Origin of the sequence: Mycobacterium sp. GA-2829, from assembly GCF_001499965.1 — a bacterium.
GTDB lineage: Bacteria > Actinomycetota > Actinomycetes > Mycobacteriales > Mycobacteriaceae > Mycobacterium.
This window is the reverse complement of the sequence record NZ_LQIT01000086.1, coordinates 1-1,327: the sequence shown is the minus strand read 5'-3', so window position 1 is coordinate 1,327 and position 1,327 is coordinate 1. Positions and strand designations below refer to the sequence as shown.

Here is a 1,327-nt window from a genome sequence, read left to right as displayed (position 1 = left end):
GGCGGTTTCAAGGCGTCGTTGCAATAGCAGCTGATTCTGATGGGAAGTGCTGCTATGCCACGTCCACCGTTGTCGAGTGTTGTTCGTGAATTCTGGGGCCGTATCGGTGCGGGTTGCACCGCGCGTGAAGCCGGTGTGGCGGTCGGTGTGTCGTGCGCTACCGGGGTTCGCTGGTTCACCCACGCTGGAGGAGTGAACCCGCAAAAGCGTGAGCCGACGACCTCGGGACCTCGGCCGCGTCTGACATTGGCCGACCGCATCCAGATCCAGATCGGAGTCGCGGCCAACGAATCTCTGAATTCGATCGGTAAGCGATTGGGCCGGCCAGCGTCGACGATCAAGTACGAGCTCGACGTCAACGGTGTCCACCACAACGACGGACGCAAGTCGGGGTATCGGCGCAAGGAGGCGTTCGGAGCGCGGCAGAGCGGTTCGACCGCCACCGTGCGATACGACGCGGTGGTGGCGCAGTCCCGCTCCGACGAGCGTGCTCGACGTCCGCAGCTGGGCAAGCTGGCCCGCAATCAGGTGTTGCATGATGAAGTGCAGGCGAAACTGCTCGAGGAGCACAGCCCTGAGCAAATCGCAGCGCGGTTAATCATCGACTTCCCCGACGATGCGGAGATGCGAGTGTCCCCGGAGACCATCTATCGGTCAATCTATCTGCAGGGCAGGGGAAACCTGCGTCGCGAATTGCACACCTGCCTGCGCACCGGGCGCGCGTTGCGCAAACCGCAGCGGCGCCCGGACGAGCGTCGCGGGCGCATCCGCGACATGGTGAATATCAGCGAGCGGCCCGCCGAGGTCGCCGACCGTGCGATTCCCGGACATTGGGAGGGCGACCTCATCCTCGGGAGCACCGCCTCAGGGTCGGCGATCGGCACCGTCGTCGAACGCGCGTCGCGGTTCGTCCTGCTGCTGCACCTGCCCGACAACCACACCGCCGAAGCCGTGCAGGAGGCGATCGTGGCCAAGATGGCCCAGTTGCCGGCGATCCTGCGCCAGACCCTGACCTGGGACCAGGGCAGCGAGATGGCCAACCACGCTGTCATCGCCAAGGCGGCCGATCTCGACATCTACTTCTGTGATCCACACTCACCTTGGCAGCGCGGCACCAACGAGAACACCAACGGACTGCTGCGTCAGTACTTTGCCAAAAGCACTGATCTCTCGATCTTTCCGGCCGACTACCTCGACTACGTCGCCGCCAAGCTCAACAACCGACCCCGCAAGACCCTCGGCTGGAAAACACCCGCCGAAACACTCGACGCACTACTGTGCGACCCACTCAATCCACCCGCTGTTGCATAGACGCCTTGAACCCAAG

Annotated in this window: 1 protein-coding gene; it reads left to right on the top strand. The window is 63.7% G+C overall.

The annotated features are described in order from the left end of the window. The first annotated feature begins 54 nt into the window (after positions 1-54). Positions 55-1,311, top strand: coding sequence for an IS30 family transposase (locus AU194_RS29730; RefSeq protein ID WP_157576598.1), 1,257 nt, complete (start codon positions 55-57; stop codon positions 1,309-1,311). Positions 1,312-1,327: the final 16 nt, after the last annotated feature.

Coding starts and splice junctions, on each gene's coding strand:
- AU194_RS29730 (WP_157576598.1), top strand. CDS start 55: ATGCCACGTCCACCGTTGTCGAGTGTTGTTCGTGAATTCTGGGGCCGT.